Below are 1,135 nucleotides of genomic sequence, written 5' to 3'. Positions count from 1 at the left end.
GCCCTGACCGCGCAAGTCTTCCAATGTCAGAACACCGGTATCCACCAGCAAATCCGCCAGGCCGGCGATCCATTTCTCAAAGTATGAAAATCGCGCGTAGTCCTTGGGTGACAAGCATTCGCGCGCGTGGCGGGACACATCAATGTTCCATTGGCCCAGCGAACCACTGGCCAATGTCAGCGCCAAGGCCCGCGCCTGCTAATCGCCCAACTGTGGGATACCCTGTGGTTCCGGCTGGATCGCTCCGTCGCCGAACCGCCCCCCCATATCGTGGACGCGGCTCATGATGCCCCCTCGGGCGAAAGCGCCAATCCCGTCCCGATCATAGAATCACGGGTCACCAGCTGTGCCAGAGCCGTCTCGTCCAGTCCCTCGGTCCCATCGGGGCGCATCGGGATCACCAAGTAACGGACTTCGGCCGTGGAGTCCCAAACCCGAACAGCTGACTCACTGGGTAAGGTCACGCCGAATTCGGCCAGAACCTTGCGCGGTTCACGCACCACACGGGCACGGTAGGCGTCGGATTTGTACCAGCCCGGCGGAATACCCAAAAGCGGCCAAGGGTAACAGCTGCACAGGGTGCAAACGACCATATTGTGCTGCAGGGCCGTGTTCTCCACCACCACCATATGTTCACCCTGACGGCCATAGAAGCCAAGCTCTACCAGTACCGGATCAGCATCCGCCAGCAGCGCCGCCTTGAACTCCGGATCGCTCCAGGCGCGGGCAACAACGCGGGCGCCGTTCTGCGGGCCGATCCTGTTCTGATAGGTATCAATGATCTCCTCCAGCGCGGCGGGATCAATCAACCCCTTCTGGATGAGAATCGTTTCCAGCGCCTTCACCCGCAAGGCGGGATCGGGCGGCAAAAGGGCGTGCGGGTGGTCCGGATGATCATGGGGCATGAAGAAACTCTGCCCTGCCGCAAGTGCTTGCGTCCAGTCACAATGCACCGCACAGGACCTCTGACCGCACGTTACGCACCTGCCCCCTGAAGAAGCAAACTCCGCCCTTGCCCCCCCGGTCATTCTTGCCTATTTACCGCCCGATACTCAGCCAACCGCCGCAGGGGCCCATGGAAAACGTTGTTCTCATCATCCATCTTCTTTTGGCTCTCGGCCTTATTGCCGTGGTT

General features: G+C 60.7%; 1 protein-coding gene and 1 pseudogene. Both read right to left on the bottom strand.

All coding sequences use genetic code 11. The annotated features are described in order from the left end of the window. A pseudogene (locus A2I95_RS40850) lies at positions 1 to 285 on the bottom strand (nitrile hydratase subunit beta); the annotation flags it as partial. After that, positions 282 to 905, bottom strand: a complete 624-nt coding sequence (gene nthA / locus A2I95_RS40845) for a nitrile hydratase subunit alpha (protein WP_291738007.1) — start codon at positions 903 to 905, stop codon at positions 282 to 284. The pseudogene A2I95_RS40850 and the gene nthA, both read right to left, overlap by 4 nt. Positions 906 to 1,135 lie beyond the last annotated feature (230 nt).

The organism is Leisingera sp. F5 (genome assembly GCF_001593695.1).
This window is presented reverse-complemented; position numbering and strand designations above follow the sequence as displayed.

Bases quoted from the DNA above. Each gene is read 5' to 3' on its own strand.
- nthA (WP_291738007.1), bottom strand. From the start codon at position 905: ATGCCCCATGATCATCCGGACCACCCGCACGCCCTTTTGCCGCCCGAT.